Raw genomic sequence first — 1059 nt, forward strand, 5'->3', positions numbered from 1 at the left:
GGATGCGCGCCCAAAAATCCTACATGGCGCACATACCATTTACCGGGTACGGGATTGCTGGGGCTACCGGGTGGATAAAAGCTGGCTGATACTTTTTTGTAGCGGCCTGCCTTAACCAAACCGGCAAAAGCGTCGTCTACTTGGGCAAAATCCGCAGACAGCACGCCGTCTGAAACGGTTAATCCGCCTACCCAGCCATAGGCGGGATCATCGGTTTTAGGATGACCGACCACTACCGGTGCTTCATGCAGCTTCGGGTCGTAACACGCCGCCGCCTCGGCAAGGTCGGCAGCCGTAATGGTGACCTTGTTGCCATTGTTGTCGGTATGCGTACCCGCGCGAAAAATCTCGTAAGCCATAAAAAAATCCCTGCATTTGCTGTTGCAGGGATTGTCGCTTGGGGCGGATTTCAAATCTTTTAAACGGGTTTAAAAAACACAGCTCCAAAGGCTGCCTAAAAAAACGGTCAAAAAACGCATTTTTAGCGCGTTGCAGCTCTAAGGCAGGCAAACCCCCGACCGCGTGCCAAAACGGCGTAAAAAAGCGGTCAAAAACGATTTGACCGCTATATTTAATTCATTGGCAGATTCTCAACCTCCATCACCGAATAAGTCTGCTTGGTTTTCTTTGATTGTAGCTTGACGCACCCGCTCGATGATACGATAAATCCATTGCTCCGAAAATCCGTACTCCTTTGCCAGTTCGCGTTGGTTGGTACCGTCGAATTTTTCAAAAATCTCCAAGTCCCTTTCATCGATGCCCCACAACACGCCCTGCGGAATATAAATGTTTTGACCACCCCATTCGCGAGCCATACGTTTGGCGACACTATCGCCTACAGCTTTAGCCGATTTCTTATCCATGCCTTTTTGTGACACTTCTTCACTGACTTTTGCCGCCAAGTCCGACAACAGTTCCGGTATCCGTGTATCAGCCATTATTTGCCTCCGTTTCCAACCCGTTTTTTCCATTCCTTCAGGTGCTCAATCACTTTTGATGCGTTATCAACATCCAGCCAGTTCTGATAATCCACGCCTGTCATACGTTTCACAAACTTGG

The 1059-nt window shown here is 49.1% G+C and carries 2 protein-coding genes and 1 pseudogene; all 3 read right to left on the minus strand.

Translation table 11 applies throughout. The annotated features are described in order from the left end of the window. Positions 1-359, minus strand: a pseudogene (locus ACEPPX_RS11820) (2-oxoacid:acceptor oxidoreductase); the annotation flags it as partial. Positions 360-590: 231 nt separating this feature from the next. Continuing rightward, positions 591-938, minus strand: a complete 348-nt coding sequence (locus tag ACEPPX_RS11825; RefSeq protein ID WP_416624201.1) for a Mor transcription activator family protein — start codon at positions 936-938, stop codon at positions 591-593. After that, on the minus strand, positions 938-1051 hold the full coding sequence (locus ACEPPX_RS11830; protein WP_416624202.1) for a phage protein GemA/Gp16 family protein: 114 nt from the start codon (positions 1049-1051) through the stop codon (positions 938-940). The genes ACEPPX_RS11825 and ACEPPX_RS11830 overlap by 1 nt, the downstream gene beginning before the upstream one ends. Between the last annotated feature and the right edge of the window lie 8 nt (positions 1052-1059).

Source organism: Neisseria sp. S1, from assembly GCF_048060015.1.
GTDB lineage: Bacteria > Pseudomonadota > Gammaproteobacteria > Burkholderiales > Neisseriaceae > Neisseria > Neisseria arctica.

Bases quoted from the DNA above. Each gene is read 5' to 3' on its own strand.
- ACEPPX_RS11825 (WP_416624201.1), bottom strand. From the start codon at position 938: ATGGCTGATACACGGATACCGGAACTGTTGTCGGACTTGGCGGCAAAA.